The organism is Nocardioides sp. P4_G10, assembly GCF_056401175.1.
Map to the genome: position 1 here is coordinate 243,394 of NZ_JBFUJV010000001.1, position 19,442 is coordinate 262,835.

Consider the following 19,442-nt stretch of genomic DNA (forward strand, 5'->3'; position numbering starts at 1 on the left):
GGTTCGTGACAATCCCCGGGGACGTCAGGCCCTCGCGGTGGCGTGGGCGACGAGGAGCACCAGCGACAGGGCTGCACCGATCATCGCCGCGGCCGGGCCCAGGACGATCGCCACCCATCCCAGGCCGACGAACGCCAGGAGTGTCGTCGCGAGGGCCCCGTGGCTCGTCAGCGACCCGGCCTCGGGGATGCGGAGCACGTGGAGCAGGACCAGGACCAGGGCGATGGGGAGGAGCACGCTGCCGGCGACCACCGCGGCCGGCACGTGGACCGCGTCGTCGTGGTGCGCGGTCGCCATGACGTTGACCTCGAGCCCGGCACCCACTGCGGCGATGCCCAGGAAGATGCCGAAGTGTCCGTACCCCCAGGCGAAGGACCACTGACGTCGCAGCTCCAGCGCCTCGCCCGCCGAGTCGCTGAAGTACAGCCACCAGAGGCAGGCGATGATGACCAGGCCCGCACCCGAGACGGCCAGGAGCTCACCCCTGACCGACTCCTGGACGAGCTCCTGCACAGCGTTCGTCGCAGCCAGCACGCTCTCCCCGAGCAGCACGATCGTGAAGAGGCCGTAGCGCTCGGCGATGTGGTGCGGGTGCCACGTCGTGCCGCCCGTGCGTTCGGCCCACGCCGGTACGGCCATCTCCAGCACGGCCAGGGCCACGAAGGACCCCACTCCGACGAGTCCGTAGCCGGCGCCGACGACGAGGCGGCCCGCCCACAGGGCCTGGAGCACCGTGATCCCCGCGGCGTAGCGGAGGGCGGTGGCACGACCGGGAGGATGCTGGACGGCGGCCCGCACCCAGAGGCTCACCAGGCCGAGCCGCATGATGGCGTACCCGAGCGTGACCGGCCCGTAGTCACCCGACTCGAAGGCACGACCGGCTCCGGCGGCCAGCACCAGTACTCCAGCCATCTGCATGAAGGTGGCGATCCGGTAGGGGACGTCGTCGGCGTCGTAGGCGGACGCGAACCAGGTGAAGTTCATCCAGGCCCACCAGATGGCGAAGAACACCATCAGGAACGCGCCTGCCCCGTGCAGGACGTGTCCGGCGGCGACGTCCTCCGCCAGGCGTGCGGCGGCCTGGGCGACGGCGACGACGAACGTGAGGTCGAACAGGAGCTCCAGCGGCGTGGCCGTACGGCTCCGCTCGTCGACGTCGCGAGCCTCCATCGGTCGGTGGAGGCGCACGGGCTTGTCCGGGCGCAGGGCGGACTCGTACATGCAGGCACGACCGCGCCGAGGCGCCCGTCGTGACAACGGCCGGTGCCGCGTGGGCGCCGGTGAGCACGCGTGTCACGGGTGCGGTGTCCCCCTTGTCGACCCAAGGACGAGAGGAGCGTGGACATGCGAGCAGCGCGAGCCCGGACGGAGGAGGTGCGCCATCGAGTCGCACCCGTGCACTGGACCATGCTGCTGGGAGCGGTCTCAGCAGCCTGCTTCGCGGTCCTCGCCGTCACGGGCGCCGCGTTGCTGTTCTCCTACCAGCCCTCCGCCGAGCGTCTGGTGTACGCCGGCACGTACGCGCCACTGCGCGGCGTGGAGATGTCGCGGGCCTACTACTCGGTGCTGCACCTGTCGCTGGAGGTGCGAGGCGGGCTCGTGGTCCGCCAGACCCACCACTGGGCGGCGCTGATCCTGCCGGCATCGCTGACGCTGCAGATGCTTGCTGCCTTCTTCACCGGAGGCTTCCGCCGACCCCGCAGGTCCGCCTGGGTGCTCCTGTGCCTGGTCTTCCTCCTCACCCTGGGAGGCGGTTGGAGCGGCTACGGACTTCCTGACGACAGCCTGGCCGGCACCGGTCTCCGCATCGTCGAGGGGATCACCGTCGGCATCCCGTACGTCGGTCCGTGGCTGACCGCGGCGCTGTTCGGTGACGCGTTCCCGGGCGTCGTGGTCACCCGTCTCTACTGGGTCCACGTCGTGGTCGTGCCCGTCGCCCTCGCGGTGGTGATCCTCGCTCGCATGGTCGTCACCCGTCGGAACCTGCCCGCACAGCTCCCCGGTCCGGGGAGGTCCGAGGCGAACCTGGTCGGCCTTCCCCGCGCGTCACTGCTCGCCCGTCAGGTCGGCATGTTCCTCGTCGCGACCGGGCTCCTCGTCGGCATCGGCGGGACGGTGGCGATCGCCCCGGTGTGGCTCTACGGCCCCTCGTCCGCCACCTCGGCGTCGGCGGGAAGCCAGCCTGACTGGTACACGAGCTTCCTGGACGGCGCGCTGCGGCTCGTCCCGCCGGGGTGGGAGGTCACGGTGGGCGGCACCTGGCCGCTGGCCGTGCTCCTCCCGCAGGTCCTCGTCGCGGGCTTCCTCACCGTCGTCGTCCTCTACCCCTACCTGGAGGAGTGGACGACCAAGGACCGGCGCGACCACCACGTGCTCGACCGACCTCGGGACGCGCCGAACCGGACGGCACTCGGTGTGGCGGGGCTGACCTTCTACGGATCGCTGTGGGCGGCCGGCGCCACGGACATCGTCACCACCCAGCTTCACCTCGCCTTCGAGCTCCAGGTCTACGCCCTGCGGACCAGTGTCGTCGTCGGGCCGCCGCTCGCCTTCGTGGTGACCCGATGGGTCTGCCGAGGACTGCTCGAGCGGGAACGGGACGTCCGCACCCAGGGCCTCGAGACCGGCATCATCGTCCGCTCGACGACCGGGGACTATTCCGAGCGGCACCTGCCCCCGGCGAGGACGCGGCGGCTTCCCTCGACGGTCAGCAGCGTGGTCAGGCTGCCCAGGGCCAGGCACGCTGCGCCGATCCACATCGCGGCGCGAAAGCCGTCGAGGAAGGCGGACGGGTCGCCGTAGGCGTCACCGTCGATGCCGGCGAGGAGGGGGAGGGCCGAGAACGCCAGCAACCCCGCGACACGTGCCACCGCGTTGTTGATCCCCGACGCGAGGCCGGCATGCTGCACGCCCAGCGACCCGAGGGCGACCGAGGTCAGCGGACCGACGAGCAGGGCAAGTCCCAGACCGAAGACGGTCGTGGCGGGCAGGACGCCGAGCACGTAGCTGGTGTGCTCGTCGAAACGCGCCGCCAACAGGCACCCGGCGGTGCACACGGCCAGCCCCGCTGCGATCGGCGGGCGCACGCCGGTGCGCTCCGTCATCCGCGCGACACGAGTCGACAGGAGCACCGACATGACGGTGATGGGGATGAGTGCGGCGCCGGCGGCGAGTGGACCGAGCGACACGGCGACCTGGAGCTCGACGACGACCAGGAACAGGAACCCGTTGATGGCGATGTAGGCGAAGAACGTCACGGCGTTCGAGGCTCGGAACGAGTCGCTGGCGAACGTCGACAGCGGCAGCATGGGACTCGCGGTCCGGCCCTCCCAGAGCACGAACCCCAGCAGCGCCGTCGCAGCGGCTGCGAGTGATCCACCGACGTTCCAGGTCAGGACGCTGTGGTGGGCCGCCGACGTGAGTCCGAGGTACAGCGCTCCGAGCGCACCGAGACAGAGGACTGCACCGCCGAGGTCGATGCGCCGGTCAGCACGAGCCGCGGCACGCACGGGAAGGCCCCTCCGGGCGAGAGCCGCCACGGTCGCTCCGGCGACCGGGCCGAGGACGTAGACCCAGCGCCACGTCGTCGTCTCCAGGAGCCAGCCACCGAGGAACGGCGCGGCTGCACCGACCACGCCGGAGAGCGCTGCCCACACGCCGATGGCGCGGGAGCGGTCCGACGAGCGAATGGCCGACTCGAGGATCGCGAGGCTGACAGGTGCGATCAACGCCGCGCCCACTCCCTCCAGGGCACGTGCGGCGAGGAGCCAGCCCACGCTCGGCGCTGCGGCGCACCCCAGGGATGCGAGCGAGAAGAGCGTCACGCCGCTGAGCAGCACCCGCCGCTGTCCGAGCTGGTCGCTCAGGGCACCACCGAGCAGGATGACGGAGGCCACGGCCAGGGCGTACGCACCCAGGACCCACTGCAGCGAGGCGAATCCCAGGCCGAGGTCGTCCGCCATGGCGGGCAGTGCGAGTCGACTGACGGTCCCGTCGATGGCGAGCATGCACGAGCTGAGGACGCAGATCGCCACGACGAGGCGGCCGGGCCAGGAGGCCAGCACGAGTCCGTCGGAGTCCGCCGATTCCCCGATCACCCCTCGTCTCCTCCACGTCAGGTCCCGTGCTGCTGACCTGACCGACCGGACAGGTCGAGCGACGTGTGACGTCCACGACCCCACCGGTCGTCGCGGCCGTGTAACTTCAGCGCCACGGGGAACGGCGCGAGGTCCTGTCAGACGCCGGTGGCGCGGCGCTTCCCCGTGCTCGTCACCAGCTGCCCTCGACCGGGGCCGGGAGGTGGACGTGGGGATCACCGTGGACGGCCGCGCCGTGGTGGGGCGGGAGCCCGAGCGTCGTGCCCTGCAGGCCATGGTCGACGGAGCCCGCGCCGGGCGCAGCTCGGTGCTCGTCCTCCGGGGCGAGGCCGGCGTCGGCAAGAGCGTGCTCCTGGACCACGTGGCGGAGCAGGCCACCGGCTTCGAGGTGCTGCGGGTGGCAGGTGTCCAGTCCGAGGTCGAGATGGCCTTCGGGGGGCTGCACCAGCTCTGCGCGAGCATGCTCGGCCGCCTCGACGCGCTGCCACCACCCCAGGCCGATGCCCTGCGGACCGCGTTCGGGCTGCAGGCGGGGAGACCACCCGACCGGTTCCTGGTGGGGCTCGCCGTCCTCAACCTCGTCGCCGCCGCAGCGGCCCACACCCCCGTGCTGTGCTGCGTCGACGACGCGCAGTGGCTCGACCGGGTCTCCGCGCAGACCATGGCTTTCGTCGCGCGACGACTGCATGCGGAGCGGGTCGCCGTCGCCTTCGCGGTGCGTGAGTCCCCCGACGACGATCCCTTCACCGCCCTCCCCCACCTGATCGTGCGGCCCCTGCGTGACCACGAGGCGGCCACGCTGCTCGACGCGTCGATCCGCGTCCGCATCGATCCCGACGTGCGCGAACGCATCCTGGCCGAGGCACGCGGCAACCCGCTCGCACTGCTCGAGCTCCCTCGTCACGACCTCTCGTCCGGGGGCTACGGCCCCTCCACCACGGCCCCCATCGCGCTCAGGATGGAGCGCAACTTCTCGACGCGCACGCAGGCCCTCCCCCGCGACACGCAGCTGATGCTGCTCACGGCGGCGGCCGACCCCCTCGGTGACGTGGCGTTGCTCGGCCGCGCGGTCGAGCACCTCGGGATCCCCGAGGACGCAGCACGAGCCGCCGAGGAGACGGACCTGCTCGCCCTGGGCCACCGGGTGCAGTTCCGCCACCCGCTCGTGCGCTCCGCCATCTACTCGACCGCCTCGTCCACCGATCGACGCCGGGCCCATGCGGCGCTCGCCGCGGTGACCGACCCCGTCAGTGACCCCGACCGACGAGCGTGGCACCGCGCACAGGCCACGGTCGGGCCCGACGAGGACGTGGCCTCCGACCTCGAGCACTCGGCCGACCGGGCGCGCGCCCGCGGCGGGACGGCCGCCGCAGCCGCCTTCCTGAGACGTGCCACCGAGCTGACCGCCGACGCCGAGCAGCGCGGCCCCCGCGCCCTCGCCGCCGGGCAGGCGATGCTCGACGCCGGGGACCCGGAGGCTGCGACCGCGGTGCTTGCTGCGGTGGAGCCCGGTGATCTCACGGAGCTGGACCGGGCACGCAAGCTGCGACTCAACGCGCAGATCACGTTCGCCCGGCGGCGGGGAAGCGACGCGGCACCGCTGCTGCTCGCGGCCGCCGAGCGGCTCCTGCCCCTCAGCCCCGTCGAGGCACGCGACTGCACGCTGGAGGCGCTCGGCGCCGTGGTCTTCGCCGGCAGGCTGGACCGGGGGTTCGAGGTCCTCGCGGCCGCTCGTGACGCCGCCGCCGCCGCGCAGCCTCCCTCACCGAAGGACCTCCTCCTGGTGGGCCTCGCCGTGCGGGTCACCGAAGGCATGGGGGACGCGGCGCCCTCCCTGCGTGCGGCACTGGCAGCCTTCCGCGAGGACAGCGGGGACGACCCCGAGGTCAACCGTTGGCTGTGGCTGGCGTGCCGGGTCGCGGCCGACCTGTTCGAGTACGACACCTGGGCGACGTTGGCCCACCGGGCCGTCCGGCTGGCCCGCACCGACGGCGCCCTGAGCGTGCTGCCCATCGCCGCCAGCTACCTGGCCGGGGTCCACATGCACGCCGGCGAGTACGACACCGCCGCGATGCTGATGGAGGAGTCGTCCGCCATCACGGCCGCCACCGATGCAGCGCCCCTGATCGCAACGCTTCCGATGCTTGCCGCCTACCGCGGGAGCGAGGCCGACGCGCTCGCGCAGGTCGAGAGCATCAGGACGAACGCCGCAGACCGTGGTCAGGACACCGCGCTGAGCATGATCGACTGCGCCCACGCCGTGCTGCTCAACGCGCTCGGCCGGTACGACGACGCGTTCGCGTCGGCTTCACGAGCCTGTGACCACGACGACGTCTCGCTCTTCGCGATCTCACTGGTGGAGATGGTGGAGGCGGCCGTCCGCAGCCACCACCCCGAGGCGGCCGCCGCGGCACTGGAGCGCCTGACGGAACGGATGCGGGCCAGCGGCACCGACTGGGCCCTCGGCCTCGAGGCGCGGTCGCGTGCGCTGGTGGCGGACGACGACGCTGCCGCACCCCTCTACGAGGAGGCCGTCGCCCGCCTGACCGCTGCGGGCCTGGCGCCCCACCGAGCCCGCGCGCAGCTCCTCCACGGCGAGTGGCTGCGCCGCACGAACCAGCGGACGAGGGCGCGCGAGCAGCTGCGGGCTGCCCACGAGACCTTTGTGACGATCGGTGCTGCCGCCTTCGCCGACCGCGCCCGACGAGAGCTGCTGGCCACCGGTGAGGCCGTGCGGCAGCAAGGGGTCGCTCCGACCGAGTCGCTGACGGCCCAGGAGGCACGGATCGCGAAGCTCGCGCGCGACGGCCTGACCAATCCCGAGATCGGTTCGCGGCTCTTCCTGAGCCCGCACACCGTCGAGTGGCACCTCCGCAAGGTGTACGCCAAGCTCGGCGTCACCTCGCGCCGGCACCTGCGCGACGCCCTCTCGTAGAAGTAGGCATCCCTCGTCCGGGCGCACATGAGCGAAGGGCCGGTCCAGAGGACCGGCCCTTCGTCGTTCTCCCGCAAGGGTTTGCTACGTGAACAGGCTGACTCCGCCGGGGCCGACGAGCAGCCCGACGATGATGAGAACGATGCCCCAGAGCATCTGACCCCTGATCAACGAGACGATGCCGGACACCACGAGGATGACGGCGAGGATCCACAGCAAAAGTGCCATTTCATGCTCCCTTCGGTTGAACCCTCAACCTAGCCTTCACGGTTCCGCAACGGTAATGCTGCACACCCGGATGGGCGTGTCGCCGAGCCTCAGGCCCGGCCCTCCTCGCGGAGCCGCGGGGGCGTGAACCCGTCGGGGTTGAAGCCGGTCTTGTCGGCGTAGAACTCGCGCAGCACGTCCATGTCGGCGCTCACGTCGCCCGTCGGGTGGAACGTCGGACCCCAGCCGACGGTCCGCGAGGGCACGTCGAGGAAGGCCAGCGTGATCGGGAGGCCGGTCTGCCGGGCAATCCGGTAGAAGCCGGACTTCCAGTAGTCGCCGCGCGATCGCGTGCCCTCCGCCGCGATCCCGAGCAGCCAGGAGTCGCCGCCCTCGGCCTCGGCCAGCAGGTCCTTGATCGTCGCCGCGGGGTTCTTGCGGTCCAGCTCGACGGCGCCCGTGCGCCGCATCAGCCAGCCCAGCGGTCCCACGAAGAGCTCCTTCTTGACCAGCAGCCGGATCGTGATGCCGTAGCGCCACGCCAGGAGCATCGTCAGCACCCAGTCCCAGTTGGAGGTGTGGGGTGCACCGACCAGGACGCCGCGCTGCGGCACCTCGCCGACGGCCTTCCAGCGGGCCGCGCCGAGGAGGAGGCGGGCGAGCGAGCGTCGCGCTCCCCCGCCGCCGGGCACCGGGGCCGGCACCGACCCGAGCGACGGCGCACGCGTCGCCGCGCGCTCCCGACCGGCCTTGCGCTCGCGGTCCAGGTCCCACAGGTAGTGGTCGAAGTCGACCTCCATGGTGTGCCGCGGCGAGGCGTAGAACTGCTTCTTGTCCCGCCGGTGCTCACCCTCCATCTGGCGTCGTACGACGTCGTCCGCGGGTGGCACGTAGCGACCGGCGAGCGTCTCGGCGATCCACGCCGACTGCGCCTCGGAGATCGGCATCACCGCACCGATGGCCTGCACGAGGCCGATGAAGTAGAGGCCGGGGAGGTCGGGATGGACGGTGCGCTTCCACAGCGGCAGCTCGTTGTCGTGCGCCGACACCAGGTCGGGATCGAGGAACGGGAACGTCACGTGGTAGCCGGTGGCCCAGACGATGAGGTCCGCCGGGGCCGTGGTGCCGTCGACGAAGACGACCCGGTCGCCGTCGAGCCGCTCGATGCCCTGCCGCGCCGTCACCGCACCGGCGTCGAGGCGCTCGCGGATCTTGTCGGACTGCACGGGGTGCGACTGCCCGGGCCTGTGGGCGGGCGCCGGCAGGCCGTACTTCGTCATGCTGCCGGCGTACGTCGCCCCGATGCGCAGCCGCGCGGCGGTGACCCACCACGGCAGCCATCCCGGCAGGGCGACCTGGTCGCTCGGCTTGCCGAGGAGGAACTTGCGCAGCACCCACTCGGTGCGGCGCACCGACCACGTCGTCGTACGCGCCACGTAGGAGGACTCGACCGCGATGTCCATCGCCGAGTTGCCGGCACCCACCACCACGACGTCGCGTCCGGCGAGCTGGTCACCGGAGCGGTAGTCGTGGGCGTGGATCTGCTCGCCGGCGAAGGTGCCCGGGTAGGCCGGCTCGGGCCAGCGCGGGTCCCAGTGGTGGCCGTTGGCGACGAGCACGGCGTCGTAGGTGCGGGTCTCGGTGCCATCAGGCCCGGTGACGCGAACGTCCCAGCGGCCGTCGGCCGACCGGGAGACGTCCTCGACCAACGTGTCGAAGGTGATCGTGTGCCGGAAGCCGAAGTGGTCGACGTACTGCTCGAAGTAGGCGTGCACCTGGTCGTGGCGCGCGTAGGGCGGGTAGTCCGCCGGCATCGGGAAGTCGGAGAAGGCCATCCGCGGGCACGACGTGTTGATCTCGAGGGTGTCGTAGCAGGCCGACTGGCCGTTGGAGTTGTCGAGGACCCACGTCCCGCCGATGTCACTGCCCTGCTCGAAGCAGTCGAACGGGATCCCGGCCAGGTAGAGCTGCTTGGCCGCCGCGATGCCCCCGGACCCGGCGCCGATCACGCACGCGAGCGGCAGCGACTCGTCGACGGGAACCGGTGAGGTCACCGCCGGCGCGCGGTGGGACTGCTTGACGAGGTAGGCCATGGCCAGAGCCTAGGGCTGGCGTCAGAGGTAAAGACCGGTGGAGCCACCCTCGAGCCGCTCCGCGGCGACCGCGTGCACGTCGCGCTCGCGCATGACGACGTAGACCTCGCCGTGGACCTCGACCTCGGCCTTGTCCTCGGGGTCGAAGAGGACCCGGTCGCCCACCTCGACCGCACGGGCGTGCGGGCCGACCGCGATCACCCGCGACCAGGCCAGACGGCGGGCGCCCATCGCCGCGGTGGCGGGGATGACGATGCCCCCGCTGGAACGACGCTCACCGGCCTCCTGGTCGACCTCGACGAGCACGCGGTCGTGCAGCATCTTGATCGGGGCGGCCCCGGGGTCAGTGCCCCCGGTCGCCCTGCTGCTGGAGGACACGGTCAGCTCGCGACCTTGCGGACGAGGGCGAACAGGACGATGACCCCGACGACGGCACCGGCCGCCTTGAGGATGTTGTCGGTGCGGGGCGCGCCGGTGTCGAGCTCGACGAAGTGGGACTTCACCGTCGTCACCTGCCGGCCGACGATCGTCTTGGGGTGGGCGCGGTAGGCGAGCTGGTCGATCGTCGAGGCGAGCCGCTCGCGGGTCGCCTCGATCTCGCGCTCGAGCGCGCTCATGTCCTGGGTCACCGGGGAAGGCTATCAATGCGCCGCGGGTCGAAACCCCACGGCAGCTCGAGCCTGTGGGCAGACATCAGCTCGTCGTCGGTGAGGACGTCGAAGGTCGGCCGGTCTGCGACCACGACCCCCTCGCTCAGCACGACGCTGCGCGGGCACAGCTCCAGCGCGTAGGGCAGGTCGTGGGTGACCATCAGCACCGTCACGTCGAGGCTGCGCAGGATGTCGGCGAGCTCGCGGCGCGAGGCGGGGTCGAGGTTGGACGACGGCTCGTCGAGCACCAGGATCTCCGGCTCCATCGCCAGCACGGTGGCGACCGCCACCCGGCGGCGCTGGCCGTAGGACAGGTGGTGCGGCGGCCGGTCGACGAAGTCGGCCATCCCGACCCGGTCGAGCGCGTCCATCACCCGGCGGTCGAGCGCAGCGCCCTTGAGACCGAGGTTGGCGGGACCGAAGGCGACGTCCTGGCGAACCGTGCCGAGGAAGAGCTGGTCGTCGGGGTCCTGGAAGACGATCCCGACAYGACGACGGATCTCCTTCAGGTGCTCCTTGGCGACCGGGAGGCCGCTGACCGTGACGGAACCACGCCCCGCGGCGAGGATGCCGTTGAGGTGGAGGACGAGGGTCGTCTTGCCGGCACCGTTGGGCCCGAGCAGCGCGACCCGCTCGCCGCGGTGGACGTGGAGGTCGACCCCGAACAGCGCCTGGTGGCCGTCGGGGTAGGCGAACGCGAGCCCGCGCACGTCGAGCACAGGGGTGGTCATCGGGGGTCCCCGCGGCGTTGTCCGGAGGAGCGAAGCGGAGGAGGAGAAGGTCGTGGGGTTCTCATCGCACCTCCCCCGACTGCGGCAGGCGGCCGTCGTACCCCCGCGACAGCATGGCGAGGTGGACCCGCTCGCCGCGCTCGTAGGACCGGATGAAAAGGGCGCCCAGCGAGCGGGCCAGCACGGGCCAGTGCCGCGGCGAACGCGGGTCGCAGCCGCGCGAGCGGAGCGCGGTCATCATGCGGCCCAGCTCCGCGGTGACCACGTCGAGGTAGCGGATCATGAAGCCCATGATCTGCACGACCAGGTCGGGAGTCCGCAGCCGTTGCAGCCCGCGGATCAGGTCCTGCGGCTCGGTGGTGGCGGCGAGGGTGAGCGAGGCGAGGACGCCGATCGTGCCCTTGATGAGCAGCGCGACACCGGCCACGAGGCCGGGCTCGGAGACGCTCACGCCCAGCACCTCGATCTGCGGTCCGTGGGCGATGAACGGCATCAGCACCGCGAAGACGACGAACGGCACCTCCACGACCATCCGCGGCAGCAGGTAGCGCAGCGGCACGCGGGACAGCGCGACGACGCCCAGCAGGACGGCGGCCCAGAGCGCGAAGACGGGGTACGCCTGCCGCGGGGTCGCGACGACCACCAGCATGAACCCGAGCAGGGCGAGGACCTTGAGGTGCGCGGGCGCGCGGTGCACCGGGCTGTGGCCGTGGAAGTGGAGCCGGTGCCCGTGCCCGGCGCCCATCAGGCCTCCGACTGGTGGGCGCGCTCGGGGCGGGCGTCGTCCGAGTCGACGTCACCGGAGCCGGCGTCGTCGGTCCCGCGGCGTCGTACGAGCCAGAACAGGCCGGTGCTGAGCAGGAGCATCACGACCACGCCGATCACCCCGGCGAGGCCGCCGCTGATGCGGGCGTCGTCGACGCCGGACGTCTGGTAGTCGGCCAGCGGGCTGTCGACGGTGGCCGAGTCCTCGGCGGAGTCGATGAAGCCGGTCTGCTCGGCGACGTACTCGAGGCCGTCGGGGTGCGAGCTGGCGTAGTAGCTCGCGACGCCGGCGACGAGCAGGCTCACGACCAGGGCGACGGCGAAGAAGCGGCGGGTGCTCATCACGGGGTCCCCACGGCGTTGTTCGGAGGAGCGAAGCGGAGGAGAAGAAGGTCGTGGGGTGCTCATCGCGCGACCCCCGTGCGGAGCTCGAGCTCGCGCTCGACCAGGAGCGGACGGGCGCCGTGGACCAGGTCGGGGCGCGCGGCCACGACGCTCGCGACGACCAGGCCGGTCACGACCGCCTCGCCGACGCCGATCACGGTGTGCCAGCCGAGCATCGCGGTCATGACGGCGCCCAGGTCGACGGGGACGTTGCCGCCGACGGCGAAGAGCAGGGTGAAGACCAGCGCCGCGGCGGGGACGCTGACCAGGGCGCCGACCGCGGCTGCCGGCGCCACCATGCCGAGCCGCTTGGGCAGCACCCGGCGCAGGACGACGAAGACCCCGTAGCCGACGACGACGGTCACGATGCCGATCAGGGTGATGTTGGTGCCGAGCGCGGTGATGCCGCCGTCGGCCATCAGCAGGGCCTGCACGACGAGCACCACCGACAGGCACAGCACCGCGGTCCACGGTCCGACGAGGACGGCGGCGAGCGCGCCGCCCATCAGGTGCCCGCTGGTGCCCGCGCCCACGGGGAAGTTGATCATCTGGGCGGCGAAGACGAAGGTCGCGACCAGCCCCGCCGCGGGCGCCGTACGGTCGTCGAGCTCGCGTCGCGCGCCGCGCAACGAGCACGCGACCGCGACCACTGCCACCGCCCCCGTCGCCACCGAGGTCGGGGCGTCGAGGAATCCGTCGGGCACGTGCACGTGGTCGCTCCTGCTCGGGCGGGGCTGGTTGGATGTCTGGTGGCCGGCTCGGATCCCCCGATACCGGGCCGGCACGCCTCGACCTTATTGCAATCGTCTTGCAACAACCAACCGGACCGCCCTCCGGACCGACCGCGCACAGGAGTCCCCATGCCCGACCGCCTCGCCGCCGGCGACACCGCCCCCGACTTCACCCTGACCAACGACACCGAGGAGCAGGTCTCGTTGTCGGACCTGCGCGGCAAGAAGGTGATCCTCTACTTCTACCCGGCCGCGATGACCCCCGGCTGCACCAAGCAGGCCTGCGACTTCTCCGAGTCGCTCGACTCGCTGCGCGGCGCGGGCTACGAGGTGCTCGGCGTCTCCAAGGACAAGCCGGCCAAGCTCGCCAAGTTCCGCGAGCGCGACGCGCTCACCCTCACCCTGCTCTCCGACGAGGACCTGGCGGTGCACCAGGCGTACGGCGCCTACGGCACGAAGAAGCTCTACGGCAAGGAGGTCGAGGGCGTGATCCGCTCGACCTTCGTGGTCGACGAGGAGGGCAAGGTCGAGCTCGCCCAGTACAACGTCAAGGCCACCGGCCACGTCGCCAAGCTGCGGCGTGAGCTGGGCATCGACGCGTGAGGGACGAACGCGGCGGGTGGGCCCAGCCAGGTTGAGCAAGCGACGCGACCGAGGAACGAGGTCGCACGAGCGCGTCGAAACCCATCCGTCTAACCTTGATCCGCAAGCCGGAGTGGTGGAACTGGCAGACACGCACGGTTTAGGTCCGTGTGCTCTAGGGCGTGCGGGTTCGACTCCCGCCTTCGGCACCCACGTGAAAGTCCACTCGCATCACGTACGAGCGGACGTCGACCTAAGTACACGTCTGCCGCGACTTCCTCCCATGTGACGCCCGTCACCACTAGGGTCCGCGCATGGATTCCGCGCTGACCACCGTCGGGCTGCCGCTCGCCCTGGCCATCATCATGTTCGGCCTCGGTCTGGACCTCACGATCGGTGACTTCAAGCGGGTGGGCCGAGCCCCGAAGGCCGTGGCCGTCGCACTCGGCTGCCAGATCCTCCTGCTGCCGGCGATCTGCTTCGGGCTGGTCGTGCTCTTCGACCTCCCGGCCCTGCTCGGCATCGGCATGCTGCTGCTCGCCGCGTCGCCGGGCGGCACGACCGCCAACCTGTTCAGCCACCTGTTCCGCGGGGACGTGGCCCTCAACATCACGCTGACGGCCATCAACACCGTCATCGCGGTCGTCACGCTGCCGGTCATCACCGGCCTCGCAATCGCCTACTACGACCGGCAGGACGACGTCTCCATGCCGCTCGTCGAGATCGTCAAGGTGTTCGCGCTGATCCTGCTGCCCGTCGGCATCGGCATGCTGGTCAACGCCCGCGCGACGGGGTTCGCCCGGTGGATGGACAAGCCGGTGCGGATCGGCTCGGCGATCATCCTCGCCATCCTCGTGCTGGGGATCCTGCTCGACCAGCGCGAGAACGTCAGCGACTACCTTGCCGACGTCGGCCTCATCACCGCCCTCTTCTGCGCGATCAGCCTCGTCGTCGGCTACTACGTGCCCAAGGCGTTCGGCGTCACCGGCCCGCAGGCCATCGCCTCGTCGATGGAGGTCGGGGTGCACAACGCCACGCTCGCGATCTTCGTCGCGGTCGAGGTGCTCGACGAGGTCGAGATCTCCGTGCCGGCGGCGGTCTACTCGCTCGTGATGTTCCTCTTCGCCGCCCTGTGGGGCGCGTGGGTCAGCAGGCAGGTCGGCGCCCGCGAGGACGTGTCAGTCGCCTGACAGGTCCGCCGCGACCTGCGGCGCGAGGGCGCGCAGCGCCCGCCCGCGGTGCGAGATCCGGTCCTTCTCCCCCGGCTCGAGCTCGGCGGAGGTCAGGTCCTCGGCGTCGTGCTCGACCGCGACGAAGACCACGTCGTAGCCGAAGCCACCGGCCCCGCGCACCTTGCGGATGATGCGACCGTCCATCCGGCCCTCGACCACGCGCTCGCGCCCGTCCGGCATCACCCACGCCACGGCGCACGCGAAGTGCGCGCCGCGCCGCTCGTCGGGTACGTCGTCGAGCTGGGCGAGCAGGAGCTCGTTGTTGCGCTCGTCGCTCTTCGGAGGCCCGGACCACCGTGCCGACAGCACGCCCGGCATCCCGTTCAGCGCGTCGACGCACAGCCCGCTGTCGTCGGCGACCGACGGCAGCCCGGTGGCCGCCACGCCGGCGCGCGCCTTCAGCAGGGCGTTGCCCTCGAAGGTCGGCTGGTCCTCGACCGGCTCGACGTAGCCCTCCACGTCGGCGATGCCGAGYACCTCGATGCCCGGCACGTGCTCGGCGAGGATGCGCTGCATCTCCAGGATCTTCTTGGTGTTGCCCGACGCGAGGAAGATCTTCACCGGCCCAGCGCCTCCTGCTGCAGGCGCGTGAGGTCGGCACAGCCCTTCTCGGCCAGGGCCAGCAGGGCGTCGAGCTCGGCGCGGTCGAAGGCTGCGCCCTCGGCCGTGCCCTGCACCTCGACGAACTTCCCGTCGCCCGTCATCACGACGTTCATGTCGGTCTCGGCGCGGACGTCCTCGACGTAGGGCAGGTCCAGCCGCGGAACGCCGTCGATGATGCCGACGCTGACCGCCGCCACCGACCCGGTCAGCGGCTCGCCCGTGAGTGCGCCGTTGGAGCGCAGGTGCGCGACCGCGTCGGCCAGGGCGACGTACGCCCCGGTGATCGCAGCGGTGCGGGTGCCGCCGTCGGCCTGGAGGACGTCGCAGTCGAGGACGATCGTGTTCTCGCCGAGCGCCTCGTAGTCGATGACCGCGCGCAGGGAGCGGCCGATCAGCCGGGAGATCTCGTGGGTGCGGCCGCCGATGCGGCCCTTCACCGACTCGCGGTCCGAGCGGGTGTTGGTGGCCGCGGGGAGCATCGCGTACTCGGCGGTGACCCAGCCCAGGCCGGAGCCCTTGCGCCAGCGCGGCACTCCCTCGGAGGCAGAGGCGGCGCAGAGCACCCGGGTGCCGCCGAACTCGACGAGCACCGAACCGGCGGCGTGGTCGAGCCAGTTGCGGGTGATGGTGATCGGGCGGAGCTCGTCGTCGGCACGGCCGTCGGCCCGAGGGGCCGGAGTCGGGGCAGAAGTCATGGGCACGACCCTAGACGTGGCTGAGCCGGGTCCGGTCACCCCCGTGTGTCACCGGACCCGGCTCGAAGCCCCTTCCCCTGCGGGACCGTCCACTCGTGCGCGGCCCCACGCCGCGCAGCTCCCTCCACGCGGTTGGTGGAACCACCCTGCGCCGACGGGACCGGCCCACGCATCGGCCCTGAGGCCATGTCCATGCGACCAAAGTAGGAATTCGGCTCGTTAACCTGAGCGCCGTGGAACCACGACCCGACACCCAGCCCGAGCTGACGTGGGTGTCGCACGCGTGGCGCTACGGGCTGTGCGTGGTGTTCTCGGCAGCGGTCTGGCAGACCGTCGCGGCTGCCGAGTGGCGCGACCACCGCCTCCTCTTCACCGTGGACGTGGTCCTGGGCGTGGCCGCCTTCGTGCTGGTCTACTTCCGCCGCCGGGCGCCCAAGCGGGTCGCCCTCGTCATCGCTGCGATGAGCGCCTTCTCCGGGCTCGCGGCCGGCCCGGCCACCCTGGCCGCGGTCTCCGTGGCGACCCGGCGGCGCTGGCGCGAGGTGGTGCTGGTCGGCAGCGCGAACTTCGTCGCCGCGCAGACCTGGACGACGATCGCACCGATCGAGGACAGCGACTTCCTGGTCGCCACGCTGGTCAACCTCGCCGTCAACACCGGGATGATGGGCTGGGGCCTCTACATCGGCTCGCGGCGCGAGCTGCTCTGGAACCTCCGCAACCGCGCCGAGCGTGCCGAGCTCGAGCAGGAGCTGCGACTCACCCAGGCCCGCTCGACCGAGCGCGCCCGCATCGCCGGGGAGATGCACGACGTCGTCGCGCACCGCATCACCCAGGTCTCCATGCAGGCGGGGGCGCTCGCGTTCCGCGACGACCTCGACGGCGACCGCCTCCGCGAGGGGCTCGGCCAGATCCAGCAACAGGCCAACGACGCGCTCCACGAGCTCCGCGGCGTGCTCGGGGTGCTGCGCGAGGACGACCCGAGCACGCCCACGGCGCGACCGCAGCCGACGTACGACGACATCGCCGCCCTGGTCGACGAGGCGCGGTCGCTCGGCCTCGCCATCGACTGGGCCGACCACGTCGACGGTGACGTGCCGGTGCCGCCGGTGACGGGCCGCACGGTCTACCGGATCGTGCAGGAGGGCATCACCAACGTCCGCAAGCACGCCCCCGGCGCAGGGGTGGAGATCAGGTCCTCGGGGGACGAGCACGGCGGCATCACCGTCGTGATCAGCAACCCGCTCGGCGACCGGCCGAGCGCCGCGCCTGGGGCTGGCCTGGGACTGGTCGGGCTGCGCGAGCGCACCGAGCTGCGGGGCGGCCGGCTGCACCAGCGCACGGAGGGGTCGAGGTTCGTGCTGGAGGCTTGGCTACCGTGGACCGCGTGATCCGCGTGCTGCTCGTCGACGACGACCCGCTGGTCCGTTCGGCGCTGACCCTGATGCTCGGCGGACAGTCCGACATCGAGGTGGTGGGCGAGGCCCCCAACGGCGAGGCCGGCCTGGCCCAGGTCGCCGAGCACCGGCCCGACGTGGTGCTGATGGACATCCGGATGCCGGTGATGGACGGGCTGGAGGCCACGCGCGTCCTGCACTCGCGACCGTCCCCGCCCGCCGTGGTCGTGCTCACGACGTTCGACGCCGACGACCACGTGCTCAGTGCCGTCGCGGCGGGCGCCGACGGCTTCCTGCTGAAGGACACCCCGCCGGGCGACATCGTCGGAGCGATCCGCACGGTGGCGGCCGGTGACGCCATGCTGTCGCCGTCCGCGACCCGCAGCCTGGTCTCCCGGCTGCGCAACACCTCACCGACCGACCGCACCACGACCGCCGCCGACCGGTTGACGGTGCTGACCGAGCGCGAGCTCGAGGTCGCCGTGTGCGTCGGCCGCGGGCTGAGCAACTCCGAGATCGCCTCGGAGCTCTACCTGTCGATCCCCACGGTGAAGTCCCACGTCTCCCGCCTGCTGACCAAGCTCGATGCCACCAACCGCGTGCAGGTCGCGATGGTCGTGCACGACGCCGGGCTGGTCTGACGCGCAGCTAGATGTCGTACGTCGCGCCGGCGCGGGCCAGCTCGACCGGACCCGACCACTCGGCGCGGGCCTCGGCCTCCGCGTCGGCCGGGTCGTGCCACGGCGGGACGTGGGTCAGCACGAGGCGCCCGGCACCGGCGTGCGACGCCGTGCGTCCGCAGTCGGCGCCGGTCATGTGGAGCTCGGGCGGGTTGTCGTCGCCGCTGCGGAACGACGCCTCCGCGAGCAGCAGGTCGGCGCCGACCGCCACCTCGTCGAGCTCCGGGCAGGGCCCGGTGTCTCCGGAGTAGACGAGCGTCCGACCACCGGCGGTGACCCGCAGGGCGTAGGCAGCGACGGGGTGGACCACCCGGCGAGCCTCGACACGGAACGGGCCCAGCTCCACGACCCCGCCGCCGTCCCCGTAGGCGTGGAAGGCGAACTCCTCGGTCATGCCGGGGTCGACCGGCAGGTCGTAGGCCCGCGCCATCCGCTCGGCCGTGCCGGCCGGTCCCCAGACGGGGATCTGCGGCTGCGCACCGGTGGGGTGGTACTTGCGCATCACGTAGTAGCCGCAGAGGTCGAGGCAGTGGTCGGCGTGGAGGTGGCTGAGGAAGACCGCGTCGATCCCGAGCGGGTCGGTGTGGCGGTGCAGCTGGCCGAGCGCGCCGTTGCCGAGGTCGAGCAGGATCCGCCAGGTGCGCCCGGCCTCCTCTGCCTCGAGGAGGTAGCAGCTCGCCGGGGACTCGGGGCCGGGGTAGGAACCCGAGCACCCGACGATCGTCAGCCTCATCGGGGGATGACTCATCCGCGTCCCCCGGCGAACTGCGTCGCACCGAGCAGCTCCGAGCCGAGGAAGCGGCGGCCGATCGTGGCGAAGTCGTCGGGGCTGCCGGTGGTGGAGAAGGTGTAGCTCGCCTCGCCGTCGGGACGCATCAGTCCGGTGCCGGCGAGCATCTTGTAGACGTCCTTGGCGCACTCCTCCGCCGAGCTGACCAGGGTGACCTGGTCGCCCATCACGTAGGAGATGACGCCGGTCAGCAACGGGTAGTGGGTGCAGCCGAGGATCAGGGTGTCGACCCCGGCCTCGGCCAGCGGGTCGAGGTAGTCGTGGGCGGCGGCCAGCAGCTCGTCGCCGCCGGTGACGCCCTGCTCGACGAACTCCACGAAGCGCGGGCAGGCCCGGATGTGCAGGTCGAGGTGTGGCGCAGCGGCGAAGGCGTCGTCGTACGCCATGGAGCTGGCGGTGGCGCGCGTGCAGATCACTCCGACCCGCTGGTTGCGCGTGGCCGCGGCCGCGCGCCGGGCCGCGGGGAGGATCACCTCGACGACGGGGACGTCGTAGCGCTCGCGGGCATCGCGCAGCATCGCGGCGCTGGCGGAGTTGCACGCGATGACCAGCGCCTTCACCCCGCGCTCGTAGAGGTGGTCGAGGCACTCGAGGGCGTACTCGCGGACCTCGCCGATGGGCTTCTGGCCGTAGGGCTGGCGCGCGGTGTCGCCGAGGTAGACGACCGACTCGTGCGGGAGCTGGTCGATGACGGAGCGCGCGACGGTCAGCCCGCCGAAGCCGGAGTCGAAGATGCCGATCGGGGCGTCGGCGGTCTCTCTCGGCATGGGCGTCGGCACAGGCAGCAGGCTAGGCGGTCGGGGCGTCGCGGGTCACGCGGTCGCGTGCGTCGGCCCCGTCACACCGCCCGCGCCGGGTTAGGGTCGCCGCGTG

19 protein-coding genes, 1 tRNA gene and 1 pseudogene are annotated in these 19,442 nt (G+C 71.9%); 7 read left to right on the plus strand and 14 right to left on the minus strand.

Translation table 11 applies throughout. The features are described from left to right. Positions 1-24: 24 nt before the first annotated feature. Complete coding sequence (locus AC1DP1_RS01140) at positions 25-1,221, minus strand: low temperature requirement protein A (protein WP_477505278.1); 1,197 nt, start codon at positions 1,219-1,221, stop codon at positions 25-27. A gap of 123 nt (positions 1,222-1,344) precedes the next feature. Between AC1DP1_RS01140 and AC1DP1_RS01145 the strand changes: the two genes are divergently transcribed. Next, complete coding sequence (locus tag AC1DP1_RS01145) at positions 1,345-2,802, plus strand: cytochrome b (RefSeq protein ID WP_477505279.1); 1,458 nt, start codon at positions 1,345-1,347, stop codon at positions 2,800-2,802. Positions 2,803-2,855: 53 nt separating this feature from the next. Here AC1DP1_RS01145 and AC1DP1_RS01150 read toward each other — a convergent pair. Next, positions 2,856-4,373, minus strand: a pseudogene (locus AC1DP1_RS01150) (MFS transporter); the annotation flags it as partial. Here AC1DP1_RS01150 and AC1DP1_RS01155 point away from each other — a divergent pair. After that, on the plus strand, positions 4,306-7,032 hold the full coding sequence (locus AC1DP1_RS01155) for a helix-turn-helix transcriptional regulator (protein WP_477505280.1): 2,727 nt from the start codon (positions 4,306-4,308) through the stop codon (positions 7,030-7,032). The pseudogene AC1DP1_RS01150 and the gene AC1DP1_RS01155 overlap by 68 nt on opposite strands. 84 nt (positions 7,033-7,116) lie before the next feature. Here AC1DP1_RS01155 and AC1DP1_RS01160 read toward each other — a convergent pair whose 3' ends face one another. From AC1DP1_RS01160 to AC1DP1_RS01195, 8 genes are all read right to left on the minus strand, one after another. Then, positions 7,117-7,260 (minus strand): GPGG-motif small membrane protein, encoded by a 144-nt coding sequence (locus AC1DP1_RS01160; protein ID WP_172261506.1) that lies wholly within the window; start codon positions 7,258-7,260, stop codon positions 7,117-7,119. 89 nt (positions 7,261-7,349) lie between these two features. Continuing rightward, the gene (locus tag AC1DP1_RS01165; protein WP_477505281.1) at positions 7,350-9,332 is read right to left on the minus strand and encodes an NAD(P)-binding domain-containing protein; all 1,983 of its coding nucleotides are present in this window, start codon (positions 9,330-9,332) and stop codon (positions 7,350-7,352) included. 21 nt (positions 9,333-9,353) lie between these two features. Further along, positions 9,354-9,653: a GroES family chaperonin gene (locus AC1DP1_RS01170; RefSeq protein WP_300048541.1), complete on the minus strand. Its 300-nt coding sequence runs from the start codon at positions 9,651-9,653 to the stop codon at positions 9,354-9,356. A 59-nt stretch (positions 9,654-9,712) separates the two neighbouring features. After that, positions 9,713-9,961, minus strand: a complete 249-nt coding sequence (locus tag AC1DP1_RS01175; protein ID WP_457190557.1) for a DUF3618 domain-containing protein — start codon at positions 9,959-9,961, stop codon at positions 9,713-9,715. Continuing rightward, positions 9,958-10,713: an energy-coupling factor ABC transporter ATP-binding protein gene (locus tag AC1DP1_RS01180; RefSeq protein WP_477505282.1), complete on the minus strand. Its 756-nt coding sequence runs from the start codon at positions 10,711-10,713 to the stop codon at positions 9,958-9,960. Before AC1DP1_RS01180 ends, AC1DP1_RS01175 begins: the two co-directional genes overlap by 4 nt. A gap of 61 nt (positions 10,714-10,774) precedes the next feature. Continuing rightward, entirely contained in the window at positions 10,775-11,458 is a 684-nt protein-coding gene (gene cbiQ / locus AC1DP1_RS01185; RefSeq protein ID WP_477505283.1) for a cobalt ECF transporter T component CbiQ, read from the minus strand. Continuing rightward, positions 11,458-11,820, minus strand: coding sequence for a PDGLE domain-containing protein (locus AC1DP1_RS01190; RefSeq protein ID WP_477505284.1), 363 nt, complete (start codon positions 11,818-11,820; stop codon positions 11,458-11,460). The genes cbiQ and AC1DP1_RS01190 overlap by 1 nt, the downstream gene beginning before the upstream one ends. A 62-nt stretch (positions 11,821-11,882) precedes the next feature. Continuing rightward, on the minus strand, positions 11,883-12,572 hold the full coding sequence (locus AC1DP1_RS01195; protein WP_477505285.1) for an energy-coupling factor ABC transporter permease: 690 nt from the start codon (positions 12,570-12,572) through the stop codon (positions 11,883-11,885). A 150-nt stretch (positions 12,573-12,722) separates the two neighbouring features. Here AC1DP1_RS01195 and bcp point away from each other — a divergent pair, with 150 nt between their 5' ends. The 3 genes from bcp to AC1DP1_RS01210 all read left to right on the plus strand — a co-directional run bounded on the left by bcp (position 12,723) and on the right by AC1DP1_RS01210 (position 14,365). Then, positions 12,723-13,196 carry a thioredoxin-dependent thiol peroxidase gene (gene bcp / locus AC1DP1_RS01200; protein WP_477505286.1) on the plus strand — a complete coding sequence of 158 codons (474 nt, stop codon included), beginning with the start codon at positions 12,723-12,725 and terminating at the stop codon, positions 13,194-13,196. A gap of 106 nt (positions 13,197-13,302) precedes the next feature. Further along, positions 13,303-13,384: transfer RNA gene (locus tag AC1DP1_RS01205), tRNA-Leu, on the plus strand. Positions 13,385-13,489: 105 nt separating this feature from the next. Then, complete coding sequence (locus AC1DP1_RS01210) at positions 13,490-14,365, plus strand: bile acid:sodium symporter family protein (RefSeq protein WP_477505287.1); 876 nt, start codon at positions 13,490-13,492, stop codon at positions 14,363-14,365. Here the strand turns inward: AC1DP1_RS01210 and rdgB are convergent. Both rdgB and rph read right to left on the minus strand, forming a co-directional pair. Then, positions 14,354-14,968, minus strand: a complete 615-nt coding sequence (gene rdgB / locus AC1DP1_RS01215) for an RdgB/HAM1 family non-canonical purine NTP pyrophosphatase (protein ID WP_477505288.1) — start codon at positions 14,966-14,968, stop codon at positions 14,354-14,356. The two genes, AC1DP1_RS01210 and rdgB, sit on opposite strands and share 12 nt — an antisense overlap. Continuing rightward, positions 14,965-15,705: a ribonuclease PH gene (gene rph / locus AC1DP1_RS01220; RefSeq protein WP_477505289.1), complete on the minus strand. Its 741-nt coding sequence runs from the start codon at positions 15,703-15,705 to the stop codon at positions 14,965-14,967. The genes rdgB and rph overlap by 4 nt, the downstream gene beginning before the upstream one ends. A gap of 233 nt (positions 15,706-15,938) precedes the next feature. Between rph and AC1DP1_RS01225 the strand changes: the two genes are divergently transcribed. Together AC1DP1_RS01225 and AC1DP1_RS01230 are read left to right on the plus strand one after the other, a co-directional pair. Beyond that, positions 15,939-17,093 (plus strand): sensor histidine kinase, encoded by a 1,155-nt coding sequence (locus AC1DP1_RS01225; RefSeq protein ID WP_477505290.1) that lies wholly within the window; start codon positions 15,939-15,941, stop codon positions 17,091-17,093. Beyond that, positions 17,090-17,740 (plus strand): response regulator transcription factor, encoded by a 651-nt coding sequence (locus AC1DP1_RS01230; RefSeq protein ID WP_300046214.1) that lies wholly within the window; start codon positions 17,090-17,092, stop codon positions 17,738-17,740. The genes AC1DP1_RS01225 and AC1DP1_RS01230 overlap by 4 nt, the downstream gene beginning before the upstream one ends. Positions 17,741-17,747: 7 nt before the next feature. Here the strand turns inward: AC1DP1_RS01230 and AC1DP1_RS01235 are convergent, their stop codons facing one another. Next, a complete protein-coding gene (locus tag AC1DP1_RS01235; RefSeq protein ID WP_477505291.1) occupies positions 17,748-18,512 on the minus strand; it encodes an MBL fold metallo-hydrolase in 765 nt (254 codons plus the stop codon). An 11-nt stretch (positions 18,513-18,523) separates the two neighbouring features. Beyond that, complete coding sequence (gene murI / locus AC1DP1_RS01240) at positions 18,524-19,336, minus strand: glutamate racemase (RefSeq protein WP_457190608.1); 813 nt, start codon at positions 19,334-19,336, stop codon at positions 18,524-18,526. Positions 19,337-19,442: the final 106 nt, after the last annotated feature.